This window comes from Streptomyces sp. NPDC001156 (genome assembly GCF_053598275.1).
The window spans coordinates 87,971-106,375 of sequence record NZ_JBSFJX010000005.1 but is presented as its reverse complement, the minus strand read 5'-3'; the positions used below and the strand labels follow the sequence as shown (position 1 = coordinate 106,375).

15 protein-coding genes and 1 pseudogene are annotated in these 18,405 nt (G+C 70.2%); 15 read left to right on the top strand and 1 reads right to left on the bottom strand.

Annotation, left to right across the window (positions count from 1 at the left end; translation table 11 throughout):
- The first annotated feature begins 378 nt into the window (after nucleotides 1–378).
- The 10 genes and pseudogenes from ACWDA7_RS04540 to ACWDA7_RS04495 all read left to right on the top strand — a co-directional run bounded on the left by ACWDA7_RS04540 (nucleotide 379) and on the right by ACWDA7_RS04495 (nucleotide 11,927).
- On the top strand, nucleotides 379–1,326 hold the full coding sequence (locus ACWDA7_RS04540) for an ABC transporter ATP-binding protein (RefSeq protein WP_450602722.1): 948 nt from the start codon (nucleotides 379–381) through the stop codon (nucleotides 1,324–1,326).
- Nucleotides 1,323–2,681: an ABC transporter permease gene (locus ACWDA7_RS04535; protein ID WP_450602721.1), complete on the top strand. Its 1,359-nt coding sequence runs from the start codon at nucleotides 1,323–1,325 to the stop codon at nucleotides 2,679–2,681. The genes ACWDA7_RS04540 and ACWDA7_RS04535 overlap by 4 nt, the downstream gene beginning before the upstream one ends.
- A 4-nt stretch (nucleotides 2,682–2,685) precedes the next feature.
- Nucleotides 2,686–5,439 (top strand): alkaline phosphatase family protein, encoded by a 2,754-nt coding sequence (locus tag ACWDA7_RS04530; protein WP_450602720.1) that lies wholly within the window; start codon nucleotides 2,686–2,688, stop codon nucleotides 5,437–5,439.
- 340 nt (nucleotides 5,440–5,779) lie between these two features.
- A complete protein-coding gene (gene rpe / locus ACWDA7_RS04525; RefSeq protein WP_450602719.1) occupies nucleotides 5,780–6,466 on the top strand; it encodes a ribulose-phosphate 3-epimerase in 687 nt (228 codons plus the stop codon).
- A gap of 78 nt (nucleotides 6,467–6,544) precedes the next feature.
- A complete protein-coding gene (locus ACWDA7_RS04520; RefSeq protein ID WP_450602791.1) occupies nucleotides 6,545–7,588 on the top strand; it encodes a sugar-binding transcriptional regulator in 1,044 nt (347 codons plus the stop codon).
- 141 nt (nucleotides 7,589–7,729) lie between these two features.
- Nucleotides 7,730–8,083, top strand: a complete 354-nt coding sequence (locus ACWDA7_RS04515; RefSeq protein WP_450602718.1) for a barstar family protein — start codon at nucleotides 7,730–7,732, stop codon at nucleotides 8,081–8,083.
- Nucleotides 8,084–8,190: 107 nt separating this feature from the next.
- Nucleotides 8,191–9,633: a GuaB1 family IMP dehydrogenase-related protein gene (locus ACWDA7_RS04510; protein ID WP_450602717.1), complete on the top strand. Its 1,443-nt coding sequence runs from the start codon at nucleotides 8,191–8,193 to the stop codon at nucleotides 9,631–9,633.
- 341 nt (nucleotides 9,634–9,974) lie between these two features.
- Nucleotides 9,975–10,937 (top strand): annotated as a pseudogene (locus ACWDA7_RS04505) (amino acid permease); the annotation flags it as partial.
- 10 nt (nucleotides 10,938–10,947) lie between these two features.
- Nucleotides 10,948–11,400 (top strand): Lrp/AsnC family transcriptional regulator, encoded by a 453-nt coding sequence (locus tag ACWDA7_RS04500; RefSeq protein WP_263228900.1) that lies wholly within the window; start codon nucleotides 10,948–10,950, stop codon nucleotides 11,398–11,400.
- A gap of 92 nt (nucleotides 11,401–11,492) precedes the next feature.
- Entirely contained in the window at nucleotides 11,493–11,927 is a 435-nt protein-coding gene (locus tag ACWDA7_RS04495; RefSeq protein ID WP_450602716.1) for a VOC family protein, read from the top strand.
- Between the two features lie 19 nt (nucleotides 11,928–11,946).
- Here ACWDA7_RS04495 and ACWDA7_RS04490 read toward each other — a convergent pair whose 3' ends face one another.
- Entirely contained in the window at nucleotides 11,947–12,687 is a 741-nt protein-coding gene (locus tag ACWDA7_RS04490; protein ID WP_450602715.1) for a GntR family transcriptional regulator, read from the bottom strand.
- A gap of 213 nt (nucleotides 12,688–12,900) precedes the next feature.
- Between ACWDA7_RS04490 and ACWDA7_RS04485 the strand changes: the two genes are divergently transcribed.
- From ACWDA7_RS04485 to ACWDA7_RS04465, 5 genes are read left to right on the top strand one after another with little or no spacing between them, the layout of a single operon-like run.
- Entirely contained in the window at nucleotides 12,901–14,055 is a 1,155-nt protein-coding gene (locus ACWDA7_RS04485; protein WP_450602714.1) for an ABC transporter substrate-binding protein, read from the top strand.
- On the top strand, nucleotides 14,052–14,951 hold the full coding sequence (locus tag ACWDA7_RS04480) for an ABC transporter permease (protein ID WP_359390159.1): 900 nt from the start codon (nucleotides 14,052–14,054) through the stop codon (nucleotides 14,949–14,951). Before ACWDA7_RS04485 ends, ACWDA7_RS04480 begins: the two co-directional genes overlap by 4 nt.
- The gene (locus ACWDA7_RS04475; protein ID WP_450602713.1) at nucleotides 14,939–15,751 is read left to right on the top strand and encodes an ABC transporter permease; all 813 of its coding nucleotides are present in this window, start codon (nucleotides 14,939–14,941) and stop codon (nucleotides 15,749–15,751) included. Before ACWDA7_RS04480 ends, ACWDA7_RS04475 begins: the two co-directional genes overlap by 13 nt.
- A 5-nt stretch (nucleotides 15,752–15,756) precedes the next feature.
- Nucleotides 15,757–16,827: an ABC transporter ATP-binding protein gene (locus ACWDA7_RS04470; protein ID WP_450602712.1), complete on the top strand. Its 1,071-nt coding sequence runs from the start codon at nucleotides 15,757–15,759 to the stop codon at nucleotides 16,825–16,827.
- A 54-nt stretch (nucleotides 16,828–16,881) separates the two neighbouring features.
- The gene (locus tag ACWDA7_RS04465) at nucleotides 16,882–18,363 is read left to right on the top strand and encodes an HAD-IA family hydrolase (protein ID WP_450602711.1); all 1,482 of its coding nucleotides are present in this window, start codon (nucleotides 16,882–16,884) and stop codon (nucleotides 18,361–18,363) included.
- Nucleotides 18,364–18,405 lie beyond the last annotated feature (42 nt).

Here is an 18,405-nt window from a genome sequence, read left to right as displayed (position 1 = left end):
GCCGCACCGAGGAGTCCGGCCGCTTTCCGAGCGGCACCGGGCCGACTTCGCCGTCGCCGAACCACCCACCTCACCCGTGCGATTGAGCGGAACCTGAGAAAGTTTCAGGACTGGCCCCAGACTGCCTGCCCAACCGCCCGCCCGACCACGACGACGGCGTCATCAGCGCACCGGACTCCTTGAGCTCAGCCTGAGCAGTGCACCGCATTGCGGGCCGCAGGCCGTCCAGGCGTTGTCCAAACCCGGCTCGAAGCCGGTCACTTGTCCACACAACTTGCCAGGCCTTGACGATGCGTTCCATGAGCGTTCAACCGGGCGCCCATGCCAGACGTTGTGTGCCGCACCTAATGTCCATGGTGCTTTCGAAGGAAGGGACTCATGGACACACTCCTCGCAGTCCGGGCCCGCGGGATCACCAAGGCCTTTGGTGATGTCGTCGCCCTCGACGGTGTCGACTTGGATGTGACACAGGGACAGATCCACGGTCTGGTCGGTCCGAACGGGGCCGGTAAGACGACGTTGCTGGGTCTGTTGCTCGGTCTGGCGGTCGCGGACAGTGGCCGGCTGGAGATCCTGGGCACGCCGGTGGGGCGGGCGCTTTCCGCTCCGGATGGTGTGGCGGGCTTTGTGGACGGGCCCGGCCTGTACCCGTCGTTGACGGCCCGTCAGAACCTGGCCGCGCTGGCCGCGCTGCAGGGCCGGGACGCACGCACCGCCGGGATCGACGATGTGCTGGCCGAGGTCGGGTTGAGCGATGTCGCCGACGACCGTGCCCGTGGCTTCTCGCTCGGGATGCGCCAGCGGCTGGGGCTCGCCGCCGCCCTGCTGACCAAGCCCCGATTGCTGGTGTTGGACGAGCCGTCCAACGGCCTGGACCCGGCCGGGAAGAAGCATGTGCACGGTGTGCTGACGCGGCTGGCGAAGGAGGGCACCAGCGTCGTGCTCTCCAGCCACCGAATGGACGATGTCGAGGCGCTGTGTTCGGAGGTGACCCTGGTCGCCACCGGGCGGGTGGTCTTCTCCGGGCCGTTGGGCAAGCTGGCCGCCGAGAACCGTGAACTGGACTACCGGCTGGTGACCTCCGATGCGCAGGCCGCCCGCGGCCTGGCCGAGCAGACGGCCGGCATCCATGTCGTGGCGGACGCCGACGCCGGGGCCCGGCGTGACAGCGAGGCCCTCGTCGTACGGGCCCTGGTGCCGGCTCTGGATGAGTTGGTGGTGGCGCTGGTGCAGGGGGGCGTGGCGGTGCGTGAGTTGGCCCCGGTGGTCTCGCCGCTGGAGGCGGCGTTCCTTGCCCTGGCCGAGCCGCAGGAGGCCGACCGATGACCGCGACCCTTGTGGCCGACAACGTTGCCGGTGCCCGGCGGGTGTCGGTGCCGCGTGGCTACCGTTTCGAGCTGGTCAAGCTGGTCTCGCAGTGGCGGATCCGGTTCCTGGTGCTGGCGTGCTGGATCGCTCCGGCGTTGTTCGTGGCCGCGGTGAGCCAGCAGAGCACCCTCCCGGTCGACACCCTGTTCGGTCGCTGGATGCATGCGACGGGGTGGGCGGGGCCGTTGGTGATGCTGGGGTTCGCGGGGACGTGGGCGTTGCCGCTGCTGACCTCGGTGGTCGCTGGTGACGTCTTCGCCTCCGAGGACCGGCTGGGCACCTGGCGGCACTTGCTGGTCGCCGTCCGCTCACCGCGGCGGATCTTCCTGGCCAAGGCCCTGGCCAGCCTGACCGTCATTGTGCTGCTGGTGGCGGGGCTGGCCTGCTCCAGCGCGGTCGGCGGCCTGGCGGCCGTCGGCAACCAGCCGCTGGTCGGCCTGGACGGCCACCTGCTCACCCCCGGGGACACCGCGGCCAGGGTCTTCCTCGCCTGGGCGTGCGTCCTCGCCCCGACGCTGGCCCTGGTCGGGATCGGACTCCTGGGCTCGGTGGCGTTGGGGCGGTCCCCGATGGGGCTGCTGCTGCCCGCGGTCGTCGCGTTGGCGATGCAGCTGGCCCAGATGATGCCGCTGCCCGTGTCCGTGCGCCTGGCCCTGCCCAGCTACGCCTTCATCTCCTGGAATGGTCTGTTCACCAGTCCGGAGCAGTTGGGCGCGCTGTGGATCGGCATCGTGGTCAGTCTGGTGTGGGCCGTGGTGGCGAGCGTGCTGGCGTATGTGCTGTTCGTGCGGCGTGACTTCACCAACCTGACGTATGACGGTTCGGGCCGCCGCGCCCTCGTCGCCGGCGTGTTGCCACTGGTCGGGGTGGTGGCCTGCTCGGTGGCCGTGCTCGCTTCGACGACGGGGGCGTCGGGCTCGGGGATCGAGCAGGACAAGGTGCAGCGCTCGGTGGCGACGGCGTTCGCGCACCTGTACCGCCTTCAGACCGACCAGTTGAACCGGCCCGCTGTGACAGAGGCGCAGTTGCGGGCCACGGCGGCGTGTGACAAGGGGAGCACCAGGGTCGTGCCTGAGGGGCCGGGCAATGACTGGCGGTGCGTTGTGTCCTGGCATCTTCCTGGCGTCGAGGCCGCGGGACAGGCCATCTACCAGCTCGACGTCACCCCAGACGGGCGTTTCATGGCCGATGGTGACGGACCGAAGGAAGTGAACGGCTACTTCCTCGTCCGGACCTCGACCGGTGACGCTCCGAACCCGTTGTGGCAGTTCGACGGCAACGTCGAACTGCTGCACACCACCCTGAAGGGATAATTCCATGCAGGTAACACGGCAGCGTCGGATCAACGAGAAGGCACAGATCAGCCTTTTCGGTAGACGCGTCGGCCGCCGTACCACTCTGGTATCGGTGGGCACCGCTGTCGTACTCGCCGTCACGGGCACCGCTGTTGCGCAGACGCAGCAGTTCGGAACCGAGCAGGTCGGCCAGACCACCGCCGATGGCCAGGTCATCTCCAGCGACCAGTACATCGCGCCGTACGGCAACCGCACCGTCATCAACGACGGCAAGATCATGTCGTCTTCGGTCAGCCCGGACGGCGCCCACCTCGCGGCCGCGGTCACCGACGGTGACGCGGCACTGGTCATCATGGACCTCAAGACCGGCGAGGTGAAGCAGAAGGTCGGCACCAACGCCGCCGACAACCTGCGCATCAGCAGCAGCGCGGTCGGCCAGGAAGGCCCGACGTACTCGCCCGACGGCAATCAGCTGTGGCTGGGTCAGAGCGACGGCTACACCAAGTTCACCGTGAACGCGGACGGCACCCTCGCCAACCCGACGGCGGTCTCGATCCCGGCCGACGGCTCCAAGCACGCGCTGGTGGGTGCGGCGGTGTTCTCGGCGGACGGCTCCACCGTGTACTCCGCGGTCAACGGCCAGAACCGCGTGGTCGCCATCGACGCGGCGACCGGGGCCATCAAGCAGAGCTGGGCCGTCGGCAACGCCCCCCGCGGCATGGCCATGGTCGGCAACAAGCTCTACGTCAGCAACGAGGGCGGCCGTCCGGCGAAGGCCGGCGACACCACGATCAACTCCTACGGCACCCAGGTGCCGGCCAACCCGGACACCGGTGCCACCACCACCGGCACCGTCAGCGTCATCGACCTGGCGAACCCGACCGCGGCCGCCTCGAGCATCGACGTCGGTCTGCACCCGACCGCAGTGTACGCCAAGAACGGCGTTGTGTTCGTCACCAACACCGCCACCAACGGTGTGTCGGTCATCGACAGCCGCAAGGACAAGGTCGTCCAGACCATCTCCACCCAGCCGTGGCCGGAGGCCTCGGTGGGCTACGAGCCCGACGCGGTGACGCTCACCGACGACGGTCACCTGCTGGTGACGCTCGGCCGAGCCAACGCGGTCGCGGTCTACCGCTACAAGTCCGCGCAGGAGCCGGTCAGCTACGTCGGCCTGCTTCCGACGGACTACTTCCCCGCGGAGATCACCACCGTGGGCAAGAACGTGGTCGTCTCCAACACCCGTGGCGTAGACGCCCGTCGCCCCACCAGCAGCGCCGGGCACGGCACCCACGACACCACGTCGAGCCTGACGCAGTTCACGCTGCCGGACGACAGCGTCATCAGGTCCGAGACGGCCAAGGTCTTCAAGCAGAACGGCTGGACCGACGGCTCGGTCAAGGTGGCCAAGGGCAGCAAGGCGAAGGCGGTGCCGGTCCCGAAGCGGCTCGGCGACCCCTCGACGATCAAGCACGTCTTCCTGATCGTCAAGGAGAACCGGACCTACGACCAAGTCTTCGGTGACATGCCGCAGGGTAACGGCGACTCGGCGCTGACGCAGTTCGGCGAGAACGTGACGCCGAACCAGCACGCGCTGGCCGAGCAGTTCGGCCTGTACGACAACACGTACGACATCGGCACGAACTCCGCCGAGGGCCACAACTGGCTGATGCAGGCCGACGACCCGGAGTACACCGAGTCCTCGGCCGGCGAGTACACGCGCAGCTACGACACCGAGGACGATGCCCTCGGCCACCAGAAGTCCGGCTTCATCTGGTCCGGGGCGCAGGCGGCCGGCAAGTCCGTCAAGGACTACGGCGAGTTCCAGTCGATCGAGAGCAAGCCGGCCGGCGCGAGCTGGCAGAACCTGTACTGCGACACCAAGAACATGCAGGCGACCGGCCAGAAGACCGCCTACCCCATCAAGACGGGCTCGGCGATCCCCTCGCTCAACAAGGTGTCGGTGCCCGGCTTCCCGCTGTTCGACACCAGCGTCCCGGACATCTACAAGGAGCAGATCTGGGAGCAGGACTTCGCGCAGAACGGTCCTGCGAACCTGAACATGTTCTGGCTGTCCAACGACCACACCGGTGGTCCGGCGAACTCGGCCGCGCAGGTCGCGGACAACGACCTCGCGGTCGGTCGGATGGTCGACAAGATCTCGCACAGCAAGTACTGGAAGGACTCGGCGATCTTCGTCGTCGAGGACGACTCCCAGGCCGGCCTCGACCACGTCGACGGCCACCGTGCCCCGATCCAGATCATCAGCCCCTGGGCGCAGCACGGCGCTGTCGACAACCGCTACTACTCGCAGATCACGATGATCCGCACCATCGAGCAGATCCTCGGGATCCACCCGATGAACCAGAAGGACAGCGCGGCCACCCCCATGGCCACGGCGTTCACCAAGACGCCGAACAACGCGCCGTTCACCGCGCTGCCCAACCGGACCTCGCTGACCCTCGGCCTGAGCACCCCGCCCTCCTGCGGCCTGGACACCCCCGCGCCGCAGGACGCGAGTGCGGCCCCCGCACCGACGTCGGCGAAGGTGCCGGCGAAGGAGCAGGCGCTCGCGGCGCAGTGGAACGCGTGGAAGTCGCACCAGCGGCTGACCGGTCCCCACGCCGTGCCGGACTACGCGAACCCCGCGCAGATGAACCACTTCACGTGGTACGAGACGCACAACTGGACCAAGCCGTACCCCGGTGAGAGCAAGATGTACGCGCCGAACGACGTACCGGGCGCCTACATCCCGTCGTCGGAGTCCGACGGCTGAGCTAGGCACATCGCGTAAAAAGGGGCCCCTGGCCGGCGTCACCGCCGGCCAGGGGCCCCTTCCGCAGGGAGCCAGGGGCCTCTGCCGTAGGTGGGACAATGACCAGCCGCAGAACGCGAGCCTCGGCGGCACGGTGACGGGCGCGGACCCAGCCCCCCGCGCGCACAGAGCGAGCGCCCTGCCAGCGGGGATAGGACGGCTTGGGCCAGGAACTGCTCCACGCCGCGCACCAGCCTCTCGCGGCCGTCCTCCCGCAGCCGCGCCCCGCCAGAACGGGCCCCCGGGGCCCCGGGGCGGACCGACGTCAACACGCATGGCCTGGGCATGGCAGTCTTGGGTCATGGCCGTGCAGATCAACCCCAGCATCCTGTCCGCCGACTTCGCCCGCCTCGCCGAGGAGGCGCGGGCGGTGGAGGGGGCCGACTGGCTCCACGTCGACGTCATGGACAACCACTTCGTCCCGAACCTCACGCTCGGAGCGCCGATCGTGGAGGCCCTGGCGCGTGCGACGGACACCCCGCTGGACTGCCACCTGATGATCGAGGACGCCGACCGGTGGGCGCCGCAGTACGTCGAGGCGGGTGCCGGCTCGGTCACCTTCCACGTCGAGGCGGCCGCCGCGCCCGTGCGGCTCGCCCGCGAGATCCGGGCCAAGGGCGCACGGGCCTCCATGGCCCTCAAGCCCGCGACCCCCATCGAGCCGTACGAGGACCTGCTGCCCGAGCTGGACATGCTGTTGATCATGACGGTCGAGCCCGGCTTCGGCGGTCAGGCCTTCCTGGACATCATGCTGCCGAAGATCCGCCGTACCCGGGAGCTGATCAGCAAGCACGGTCTCGAGCTGTGGCTGCAGGTCGACGGCGGTGTCTCGGCCTCCACCATCGAACAGTGCGCGGAGGCGGGGGCGGACGTCTTCGTGGCCGGTTCGGCGGTCTACGGGGCGGCCGACCCGGCTGCCGCGGTACGTGCATTGCGCACCCAGGCGGAGCGGGCGACCGCCCGTGCGTCCTGGGCGTGCGACGAGTGAGACAACGGAACCTGAACGCCGTCCGTCTGGGCTGATCAAGCACGCCGGATCTGCAAGGATGAACGGCGAATGCAGAGTGTGAACAGCAGTGAGGAGATGGCCGTGTCGGGTATGTCGGCGGGCCGGTCAGCCACGCGGATGGGACCCGCTGAGCTGGTGCAGGCGGCGGCCATGGCCCGTCGCTTCTATCTCGAGGGCAAATCCAAGATCCAGATCGCGGAGGAGTTCGGCGTCAGCCGCTTCAAAGTGGCCCGGGTCCTGGAGACCGCTCTCGAACGTGATCTCGTGCGGATCGAGATCCGGATGCCGGCCGAGCTGGATGCGGAGCGCTCCGACGCGCTGCGCGCCCGGTACGGCCTCAGGCACGCCGTGGTGGTGGAGTCCCCGGCCGACGCCGAGGAGTCTCCCGACCCCGAGAACCTCGGTGAGGTGGCCGCCGACCTGCTCGGCGAACTGGTGACCGAGGGCGATGTGCTCGGTCTGGCCTGGGGCCGCTCCACCATCCACATGGCGGCGGCCCTCGACCGCCTGCCGCCCTGCACGGTGGTGCAGTTGACGGGCGTGTACGACGCCGGGACCGCCGAGCGCGGCTCGGTGGAGGCCGTCCGTCGGGCCGCGCAGGTCTCCGGTGGTGACGCCCACCCGATCTATGCGCCGATGCTGCTGCCCGATGCGGCGACCGCGGCGGCGCTGCGCAACCAGACGGGGATCGCCCGCGCCTTCGAGTACTTCGACAAGGTCACGGTCGCCTGCGTCTCCATCGGCTCCTGGGAGCCGGGCATCTCGACGGTCCACGACATGCTCACCGAGGAGGAGCGCGCGCACTACGCATCCCTGGGTGTCGCCGCCGAGATGTCCGCGCACCTCTTCGACGCCGAGGGCCGCCGGGTCGGACGGGATCTCGGGGAACGCTGCATCACCGTCAAGGCGGACCAGTTGCGCCGTATCCCCGAGGTCGTCGCGATAGCGGGCGGGCAGCGCAAGGCGACGGCGATCGACGCGGTCCTGCGGTCCGGGCTCGTCACCAGCCTGGTGACGGACACGTCGGCGGCGGATGTTCTCATGACGGCGGGGCCGACGCCCAGGCCCGCCCTGAACCGGATGGACCCCGACGGGGCCTGACCACCGGGCATACGAGGGCGGTCGTGGCGGCATCCGGGCCGTGTGGACGCAGTGCGTCCCGCGTCCCTGGTGTGCCACCAGGGCCGCCCGTCTGTCTGTCCGTCCTGCTGATCACTGCAACTCGTTCCGGGCGGTGCCGAGATGACCGAGGACCTGACGGGCCCGCTCGTCGTGACGCTGGACCTCCAAGGGGTCGCCGACAAGGCCGCGTTCATGGAGCAGGTCGTGCGCGCGCTGGAGCTGCCGGGCTGGTTCGGGCGCAACTGGGACGCGCTCTCCGACTCACTCACCGATCTGTCGGTCTGGCCGGAGGCCGCCGCCGACAGGGGCCTGCTGATCCTCGTCACCGATTGGAGAGGTTACGCGACGGCTCGGCCGGGGGACTGGGAGATCGCCGAGCAGGTGTTCACCTCGGCGGTGGACCGCGAGCCGGGACTGCGTATCGCGCTCGCCCTTGGAGGATCCCACGAAGACGGCGCTGACCTGCCTGGATGATCTGTCCGGGGACCGCATTCCACCCGGCATGGGACAATGAAGTACGTGCTCTTCCCCTTGGCTGTCCTGCCCGGGGGCCGCCTTTGATCGACTGGGATGTGCAGCACGTGCGTTTCCTCAATGACATCCAGCCTGCGTACGACCTGACCTACGACGACGTCTTCATGGTGCCGAGCCGCTCCGCGGTCGGTTCCCGCCAGGGTGTGGACCTCGCCTCACCCGACGGCACCGGCACCACCATCCCGCTCGTCGTGGCCAACATGACCGCCATCGCCGGCCGCCGCATGGCGGAGACGGTGGCCCGTCGCGGAGGTCTGGTGGTCGTACCGCAGGACATCCCGATCGACGTGGTCACCGAGGTCATCTCCTGGGTCAAGAGCCGCCACCTGGTGCTGGACACCCCGATCGTGCTGGCCCCCCACCAGACCGTCGCCGACGCCCTCGCGCTGCTGCCGAAGCGCGCCCACAACGCCGGTGTGGTCGTCGACGAGGACCACCGGCCCATCGGCGTGGTCACCGACGCCGACCTGTCCGGTGTGGACCGCTTCACCCAGCTCGAAGTGGTCATGTCGAAGGACCTGCTGATCCTCGACGCGAGCATCGACCCGCGCGAGGCCTTCATCACCCTCGACACCGCCAACCGCCGCTACGCCCCGGCCGTCGACGAGGAGGGCAGGCTTGTCGGCATCCTCACCCGCAAGGGCGCCCTGCGGGCCACGCTGTACACCCCGGCCACGGACGCCGCGGGCAAGCTGCGCATCGCCGCCGCCGTGGGCATCAACGGCGACGTCGCGGGCAAGGCCAAGCAGCTGCTCGACGCGGGCGTGGACACGCTCGTCATCGACACCGCGCACGGCCACCAGGAGTCCATGATCAGTGCCATCAGGACGGTCCGGGGGCTGGACCCGCAGGTGCCGATCGTCGCGGGCAACGTCGTCGCCGCCGAGGGCGTGCGCGACCTGATCGAGGCGGGCGCGGACATCGTCAAGGTCGGTGTGGGCCCCGGCGCCATGTGCACCACGCGCATGATGACGGGCGTCGGCCGCCCGCAGTTCTCGGCGGTCCTGGAGTGCGCGGCCGAGGCGAGGAAGTACGGCAAGCACGTGTGGGCCGACGGCGGTGTCCGGCACCCGCGCGACGTCGCCATGGCGCTGGCCGCCGGGGCGTCCAACGTGATGATCGGCTCGTGGTTCGCGGGCACCTACGAGTCACCCGGCGACCTGCAGCAGGACGCGGAGGGCCGCCTCTACAAGGAGTCGTTCGGCATGGCCTCGGCGCGCGCGGTGCGCAACCGTACGTCGGAGGAGTCGGCCTACGACCGAGCCCGCAAGGCCCTGTTCGAGGAGGGCATCTCCACCTCCCGGATGTTCCTCGACCCGGTCCGTCCGGGTGTCGAGGACCTGATCGACTCGATCATCGCGGGCGTCCGCTCGTCCTGCACGTACGCGGGCGCGAACTCCCTGGAGGAGTTCGCCGAGCGCGCGGTGGTGGGCATCCAGAGCGCGGCGGGCTACGCGGAGGGCAAGCCGCTGCACGCCAGCTGGAACTGACAACCCGTCAGGCGCTGGACGGCCCTGTTGTCCCAGGCCGGGATGACGGGGCCGCCGCCGTAAGAGCCCGGTCCGTTGGGCACGCGCGGCCGGCGCCGCCGAGCAGACGGCACCCGCTCGATCGACGACCGGGCGACGGCCCGCGCAAGGTCCGCACGGACGGGCTGCGACGCGGTGCACGAAACCGAGGCGCGAGCGGTAGCCGGAGCGTGCAAGGAGGGCTGAGCGGCGGGCTCTCGTGGCCAGGCGAAAACAGCAAAGGGCTTGCGCAACAAATTTCCGCGACGCTCCGATGAACGCAATGATCTTGCGACGGTGCACAAGGTTGCTGCATTACGCCCGGCGGCGCCAAGGAGTCCGCCCGGGCCGACACGATCATGGTCGTTGTGAAGATCGCCGCGCTGCTGCTGTTCTGCCTGATCGGCATCCAGGGCTTCCGCTCGGGCAACTACGCGAACTTCATGCCGCTCGGCATGGCCGGCGTCAGCGCCGCCGCGGCCACGCCCTTCTTCTCGTACATCGGCTTCGACGCCGCCTCCACGGTCGGCGAGGAGGCGAAGAACGCGCAGCGCGACTCGCCGCGGGCGATCATGCTGTCCCTCGTCATCGTCACGGGGCTGTACGTCCTCGTCGCGGCCGTCGCCGTGGGCGCGAAGCCCTGGCGGCAGTTCAACGACTCGGAGGCCGCCCTTGCCCAGATCATGAAGGGCGTCACGGGCCAGACCTTCTGGGGCACGCTCCTCGCGGCCTGCGCGGCCTGCGCGGCCTGCGCGGCCTGCGCGGCCTGCGCGGCCTGCGCGGCCTGCGCGGCCTGCGCGGTCATCGCCATCGCGAGCGTCGTGCTGACCGTGCTGTACGGCCAGACACGCATCCTCTTCGCGATGTCCCGGGACGGTCTGGTGCCCAAGGTCTTCTCGCGCGTCCACCCGCGGACCGGCACGCCCCGCGCCAACACCGTGATCGTGTCGGTCGTCCTGGCCGCCGCCATCCCGCTCGGGCAGCTCGCCGACGCCACCAGCATCGGCACGCTGTTCGCCTTCGCGCTGGTCAACATCGCGGTGGTGGTGCTGCGCCAGACGCGTCCGCAGATGCCGCGCACCTTCCGGGTCCCGCTGTCCCCGATCCTGCCCGCGCTCGGCTTCGCCTTGTGCGTCTGGATGATGGGCAGCCTCTCGACCGTCACCTGGGTGGTCTTCGGTGTCTGGATGGCCGTCGGGCTCGTGTTCTACTTCGTGTACGGCCACCGGCGCTCCCGGCTGGCAGTCGTGGAGCCCGCACCGGCCGCAGTCACCGCAGAGAAGTGAACCACCCGCCTTGCTGAACGATCTCGACGAACGCATCGTCCACGCCCTCGCCGAGGACGCCCGCCGCTCCTACGCGGACATCGGGCAACTGGTCGGCCTGTCCGCACCCGCCGTCAAGCGGCGCGTGGACCGGCTGCGCGCGACCGGTGCCATCACCGGGTTCACCGTCCGGGTCGACCCGGGGGCGCTCGGCTGGGAGACCGAGGGGTTCGTCGAGATCTACTGCCGTCGCAACACCTCGCCCGAGACCATCCAGCGGGGTCTTGAGCGCTACCAGGAGGTCGTGGCCGCCTCCACCGTCACCGGGGAGGCGGACGCGATCGCCCAGGTCTTCGCTTCCGACATGCGCCACTTCGAGCGCGTGCTGGAGCGGATCGCCGGGGAGCCGTTCGTGGAGCGCACCAAGTCGGTACTCGTGCTGTCCCCGCTGCTGCGACGGTTCTCGTCGGGGTCGCCGACCTGAGGCGGCCCGGCTGCCGGCCGGTGACGGAACCACGGCCACCGCGAATCCGGCCGTGACTGCCGATGTCAGTGGCGCGGAGTACGGTCACGGCCATGGCAGCCAGAATCACTCTGACCCTCGACTGCGCGGACGCGCAGCTCCTCGCCGCGTTCTGGAAGACGGCACTCGGCTACATCGACGAGCCGCCGCCCGCCCCCTTCGCGACGCGTGAGGAGTGGCACGCGCAGTTCGACCGGCCGGTGGACGACTCCGTGGACGACGGCGCGTGGCTGTGCGATCCCGACGGTGTCGGCCCCCTGCTGTCGATCCTCAAGGTGCCCGAGCCCAAGACCGCCAAGAACCGCCTGCACATCGACGTCCGCGTCCCGGGGCACGGCACTCCCGAGGAGCGGTGGGCGCGGATCAGGGCGGAAGCCGGGCGCCTGGTGGAGGCGGGCGGAAGGATCCTCGGGGAGTTCGACGGACACCACGTGATGATGGCCGACCCGGAGGGCAACGAGTTCTGCGTGGCCGCGACCTCCGGCTGAGCGTCCACCGCCCGGCCGGTCACTCGGCGGTCTTGCGCGCCAGCGCGTTGTTGCCGATCGAGTTGTGCACGCTGAAGCTCACGGCGTCCGAGCGGTAGCGGTCGTCCGACCACTCCACCGGGCGCCCCTCGCGTGTGGTCGTGACGCGGCGGACCCGCAGCAGCGGACTGGTGCGGCGGACGCCGAGCAGTTCCGCGTCCTGGGCGCCGGCCGCGACCGCGTCGATGATGTGCTCGCCATAGGCGAAGACCAGGCCTGTCTCCTCGAACAGCCGCTGGGTCACGGAGGGGCACTCGGGCTCGATGGACTCGACCGCCGGGGAGATCCAGTCCGCGTACACGGTCCGCTCCAGCAGGACCGGCTCGCCGTCCAGACCGCGGACGCGCAGGACGTGCAACACCGGGGTCCCTTCCGGCAGATGGAGGCGTACCGCGTCCTCCTTGGAGGCCGGCCGGTACTCCTGTGCCACCACCCGCCCGGTCGCCTCGCGGCCCATCGCCCGCGCCCACTGCGCGAAGCTGCGCAGTTCCGCGAAGCTCTGGCTGCGCCTGCTGGCCAGCACCACCCGGCGGGCGCCCTGCCGGGACCCGATGAGCCCCTCCGACGTCAGGGCCGCTATCGCCTGGCGGACCGTGCCGCGCGATACGCCGTAGTGGGCCGCGAGGTCCGTCTCCGGGGGCAGCAGACTGCCCACCGTGTACTCCTCGCGGTCGATCGCCCGCCGCAGTTCGTCGGCGATCTCCTCGTGTCGCGCCGCCATGCTTCCCCTCTGGGTCGTCTGCTGTGCACAGCCTGACCAGCCTAATCGAGACCTGCACGTGATCAGTACCGGCGGTGAATGTGCAGGCAAGTACGGTTCAGGGTTTCGCCGCTGTTCATGAACAGGACACCGGTGCCGGGCGTACTGGGGTCGACTTGTTCAGACAAGTTCTCCTTCCGACCCGAGTCTTCGTGCGTACTCCTGGAGAGACCCGTGACCGTGTTCCTGCCGAGGACCGCCGTCCTCACCGGTGGCCTTGCCGTCGCCGCACTCGCTCTCAGCGCCTGTGGCGCCGCCCCTGACAACGCGTCGACCTCCGCGGACGGCAAGAGCGCGGCCACCGCGACCTCGGCCGCGGACCTGGGCGGCCTCGACGCCCTGGTCAAGGCGGCCAAGAAGGAGGGCACGCTGCACGCGATCGCCCTGCCCCGCGACTGGGCCAACTACGGCGCCCTGATCGACGGCTTCCAGAAGAAGTACGGCATCAAGATCGACGTCGAGAACCCCGACGGCTCCAGCCAGGACGAGATCAACGCCGTGACCTCCCGCAAGGGCCAGGACCGTGCGCCCGACGTCCTCGACCTGGGCAGCTCCTTCGCGCTCAGCGCCGCAAAGCAGGGGCTGCTCGCCTCGTACAAGGTGGCCTCCTTCGGTGACATCCCCACCGCTCAGAAGGACCCGCAGGCCCGCTGGTACAACGACTACGGCGGCTACGTCTCCATCGGCTGCGACGCCAAGCGCGTCAAGGTGTGCCCGACGACCTTCAAGGACCTCCTCAAGCCCCAGTACAAGGGGCAGGTCGCGCTCAACGGCAACCCGACCAAGTCCGGTTCGGCCTTCGGCGGTGTCTACGCGGCCGCCCTCGCGAACGGCGGGTCCTTCGACGACATCCAGCCCGGTCTCGACTTCTTCGCCAAGCTGAAGAAGAACGGCAACTACACGCCCGTCGAGTCGACCCCGGCCACCGTCGAGAAGGGCGAGACCCCGATCAGCATCGACTGGGACTACCTGAACGCCGGCTACGCCGACGAGTTCAAGTCCAAGGGCCTGGACTGGAAGGTGGCCATCCCCACCGACGGCCAGTACGCCCAGTACTACTCGCAGGCCATCAACAAGGACGCCCCGCACCCGGCGGCCGCCCGCCTGTGGCAGGAGTACCTGTACAGCGCCGAGGGCCAGAACGTGTGGCTCAAGGGTTACGCTCGCCCTGTCCTGATGACGGCCATGGACACGGCCGGCACGCTCGACAAGACCGCCGCCGCCAAGCTTCCTGCGGTCTCCGGCACGCCGTCGTTCCCCACCGAGGCCCAGCAGGACAAGGCCAAGACGGTCCTCGCGCAGGGCTGGGGGAAGGCCGTCTCCGGATGACCGCCGTCCTCACCGAGGCCGAGGTGGCGCCCGCCGCTGCTCCGCAGCAGCGGCGGCGCCGCCCCTTGGGCGCACTCGCCGTCCTCCCGCTGCTCGCCTTCACGGCGATCGCCTTCGGCATCCCCGCCCTCGCCATGCTGAACGGCGCCTTCACGGTCAAGGACCCGGCCACGGGCGCCACGTCCTACAGCGCGGCCAACCTGACCACCTCTCTGCACGGCGCCTACCTCACGGCCCTGATCGGCAGTGTGAAGCTGTCGGCGGTCTCGGCCGCCGCCGGCACCGTGTTCGGACTGCTGTTCGCGCAGGTGGTGGCGACCTCCCGGTTTCGCGCGCTGCGCGAGGCCGTGCTCACCGCGTCCGGTGTGCTCGCGAACTTCGGCGGCGTCCCGCTGGCGTTCGCCTTCGTCGCCACGCTCGGCAACTCCGGTGTGCTCACCCGCCACCTGCGTCTCGCCGACCAGGGCTGGAACCTCTACAGTTTCTGGGGTCTGGTGATCGTCTACCTCTACTTCCTGATCCCGCTGATGGTCCTCACCATCACCCCCGCCCTGGACGGACTGCGCACCCAGTGGCGCGAGGCCGCCCAGAACAACGGAGCGACGGCCTTCCAGTACTGGCGGCATGTGGCCCTGCCTGTGCTGCTGCCCTCGCTGCTCGGTGGATTCGTCCTGCTCTTCGGCAGCGCCTTCGCCGCGTACGCGACGGCCGCGGCCATGGTGGGCAGTGCCGTCCCGCTGGTCACCCTGCAGATCGCCGACGCCATTTCCGGCAACGTCCTCGTCGGGCAGGAGAATGTGGCGTTGGCCCTCAGCCTCGACATGGTCCTCGTCGCGGGCCTGGTCATGGCCGTGTACCTGCCCCTGCAACGACGGAGCACGCGATGGCTCGCCTGAACCTCTGGCGCTGGGCCGTCCTGGCCTGCGCCGGCCTGTACTTCCTGGTTCCGCTCGCCGCCTCCGTGATCTTCACGGTGGACGTGCCCGGCCAGGGCGTCACCTTCGACGCCTACAGCCAGATCGTCTCCACCGCCGGATTCGGCTCCAGTCTGGTGCTCTCGCTGGAGCTGGCCGCCGCCACGATCGTTCTGGTCCTGCTGCTGATGGTGCCCGCGCTGGTCGCGCTGCGGCTCGGGGCGCCCCGGCTGCGGCCGGCCGTCGAGGTGATCTGCTCACTGCCGCTGGTCGTGCCGCCGATCGCGTTCGTCGCCGGGATCTCCACGGTCCTCAAATGGGGACCCGAGTACCTCTCCCGCACGCCGCTGTTCCAGACGTTCGTGGCCATCCAGAACCCGGACTTCCCGTTCGTGCTGGTCCTGGCGTACGTCGTGATGGCGCTGCCCTTCGTGTACCGGGCCCTGGACGCGGGGCTGCGCGCCATCGACGTGCGCACCCTCGTCGAGGCCGCACGCAGCTGCGGGGCGAACTGGGCGCAGGCCCTGCTTCAGGCCGTACTGCCCAATCTGCGCGGCGCACTGCTGAACGCCTCCTTCCTCACCCTGGCCTTGGTCCTCGGTGAGTTCACCGTCGCCCAGCTGCTGGGCTTCACCCCGTTCGCCGTGTGGATCTACAGCGTCGGCGGCTCCCAGGCCCAGCTGTCCGTCGCCGTCTCCGTGCTCAGCCTGCTCGTGACCTGGGCCCTGCTCCTCTCGCTCGCCGTCCTCGGCGGGCGCTCCCGTACCGCCGCCAAGGGATGAACCACATGACGACCGACAAGGCTGCGACGCGCGACAACGCAGCAACAGTCGAATTCCACGGTCTGCGCCGCGAGTTCGGCCCGACCGTCGCCCTGGACGGGCTCGACCTGACCGTGCGGCCCGGGGAACTCCTCGCCCTGCTCGGTCCGTCCGGCTGCGGCAAGACCACCGCGCTGCGCATGCTCGCCGGGTTCGAGCACCCGGACTCGGGCGAGGTGCGCGTCGACGGCGAGGACGTCACCCGTGTTCCGGCCCACCGCCGCGACGCGGGAATGGTCTTCCAGTCCTACAGCCTCTTCCCGCACCTCAGCGCGCTCGACAACGTGGCCTTCGGGCTGCGGATGCGCAAGGTGCGCACCTCCGAACGGCGGGCCCGCGCGGCCGAGTTGCTCGACCTGGTGGGTCTGGGTGACAAGGGCGGCCGCTTCCCCCACCAGCTCTCCGGCGGCCAGCAGCAGCGCGTCGCACTGGCCCGGGCGCTCGCCCTGCGCCCGCGCGTCCTGCTGCTCGACGAGCCGCTGTCGGCCCTGGACGCCAAGGTGCGCCTCACGCTGCGCGAGGAGATCCGCCGGCTTCAGCAGGAACTCGGCATCACCACGCTGTTCGTCACCCACGACCAGGAAGAGGCGCTCTCCATGGCCGACCGGGTGGCGGTGATGCGTGCCGGGAAGCTCGAACAGTGCGCGGCGCCCGCCGAGTTGTACGGCCGCCCGGCCACCGCTTTCGTCGCCGAGTTCGTCGGCACGATGAGCCGGATCCCGGGCCGGCTGACCTCGGGCGAGGTGGACGTGCTCGGGCAGCGGCTGCCCGTCGACGGGGACGCTCCCGCCGCGGGAGAGGTGGACGTGCTGGTGCGGCCCGAGGCGGTCCGGGTGGTCCCGGACGACGAGGGCGGCGCGCGCGTGGTCGCCACCGCCTTCCTCGGCGCCACGATCCGGCTGACGGTACGCCTGTCCGACGCCACGGAGGTGAAGGCCGACCTGCCGGCACACGAGGCCGCCGCCCTGACCGCGGGTGCCGCGGTGACGGTGACGCTCCCTCAGCGCCCGGTTCTGGTCGCCGAACGCACCCGCTGACCGGCGCCCTGCACCCTGCCCCCGATGTGATCCCTGCTACCGATCCCCCCACACATGAAAGAGAACACCGTGACGCAACTGCCTCTCCAAGCCGTCCTCTTCGACATGGACGGCACGCTCGTCGACACCGAGCGGCTGTGGTGGGAGGCGGTGGAGAGAGTCGCGGGCGGACTCGGCCGGCCGCTGGGCGAGGAGGACCAGCCGCAGGTGCTCGGCCGTCCCGTCGAGCACACGGCCGACTGGCTGGCCGGACTCACCGGCGCCACCGCCGCCGACCTCGCCACCGAGCTGCACCGTGAGTTCGCGGACCGCGTCCGGGGCGGCATCGTGCCCCGCCCCGGCGCGCTCGACCTGCTCGATGCCCTCGCTCGCGAGGGCGTCCCCACCGCACTGGTGACCGCCTCCTCCCGCGCCGTCGCCGACACCGTGCTCGAAGCGCTCGGCGCCGGGCGTTTCGCGGTCTCCGTCACCGCGGACGACACCGAACGCACCAAGCCGGCGCCCGACCCGTACCTCGTTGCCTGCCGTGCGCTCGGCGTCGACCCCATCGGCTGCGTGGCCGTCGAGGACACCCAGACCGGCGTCGCCTCCGCCGAGGCCGCAGGCTGCTCCGTGCTCGCCGTACCGTCGCTCGCGCCGATCGGCGCGGCGCCGGGGCGGACCGTGCTGGCCAGCCTGGAGGAGGTCACGCCCGAGCGGCTGCGCTCGCTGCTGCCGTACGAACTGCGGGTGATGACCTGGAACCTCTGGCTCGGCGGCAGCCGGGTCGACGACCACCGGGCCAAGCAGCTGAAGGCCGTCCTGGAGACCGGGGCCGATGTGGTGGGCTTGCAGGAGACGGGCGGTACCGCGGCCGGGGAACTGGCCGAGGCGCTCGGCTGGTACCACCACCGGGCGGGCGAGAACCTGGGCGTCATCAGCCGGTACCCCATCACCGCGCACTTCGGCGATCCGGACGTGGGCTTCTACGGAGCGGCGGGCGTCCGTCTGCGCATCGGCCGGGGGAGCGAGGTGGACGTCTGGACGGCCCATCTGGACTACACCCCGTACGGGCCCTATGAATCCGTCTACGGCGGGCTGCCCGCGGCCGAGCTGATCGCGCACGAGGAGGTGCGCCTGGCCCAGATGCGGGACGCCCTGCAGCGGATCGGCGAGTCGGCTGGGAACGGTGTCCCGGTCGTGCTCACGGGCGACTTCAACTGCCCCTCGCACCTCGACTGGCCGGACGTGGCGTGGCCGGTGACGAAGGCTGCCGAGGAGGCGGGCCTGTGCGACTCCTATCGCGAGGCCAACCCCGACCCGGCTGTCGAACCCGGCCACACGTGGTCGCCGATCCACCCGGTGAACGAGGACGGCAGCGGACGTCCCGAACCGCAGGACCGGATCGACTACGTGCTGCACCGGGGTCTCGCGGTGCTCGACTCCCGGACATACGTCTGCGGCACCCCCCGCCCCTGGCCCGATGTCTTCGGCAACGACTGGCCGTCGGACCACGCGGCGGTGATCACCAGATTCGCCGTGCACCGCGCGGACTGAGCGCGCCGGTGGGGACGGCTGAGGCGGGTGTTACCGGAGGCA